Origin of the sequence: Phocaeicola sp. RTP21198st1_B8_RTP21198_201120 (assembly GCF_040929485.1) — a bacterium.
In the GTDB taxonomy this organism is placed as follows: domain Bacteria; phylum Bacteroidota; class Bacteroidia; order Bacteroidales; family Bacteroidaceae; genus Phocaeicola; species Phocaeicola dorei.
Genome location: NZ_JBCOCI010000382.1, coordinates 1 through 298, shown reverse-complemented (window position 1 = coordinate 298; position 298 = coordinate 1). Strand labels below are relative to the sequence as shown.

At 43.6% G+C, this 298-nt stretch carries 1 protein-coding gene; it reads left to right on the top strand.

Features of this window, described 5'->3' with window-relative positions; genetic code table 11:
* The coding region (locus tag AB5935_RS26515) for a hypothetical protein (RefSeq protein WP_368327931.1) at window positions 1-298 on the top strand (298 nt) is incomplete at both ends.

The following is a 298-nucleotide window of genomic DNA, read 5'->3' as shown; positions in this document are numbered from 1 at the left end:
GGATTAAAAGCGGAAGTGATGTTCTCTTATGATGCTTCTGAAGGACGCTGGATTAATCGTAAACTGGATACTTACAAAGACGGTTATCGTGAATATCCGAAATATGCGACGTTTATGCCGATCGAAGGTTCGGATGCTTATATGGCAGGCGGACACTATACGGGTGCTTACAAAACGGGTAACAAATATGATATTGACCCGACTATTGGCAACGGATTCAGTCATAACGCTTCTGACGGACGTACTTATATACAGGCACGTTTGGATTACAACCGTTTGTTTAGCAACCGCCACGAAG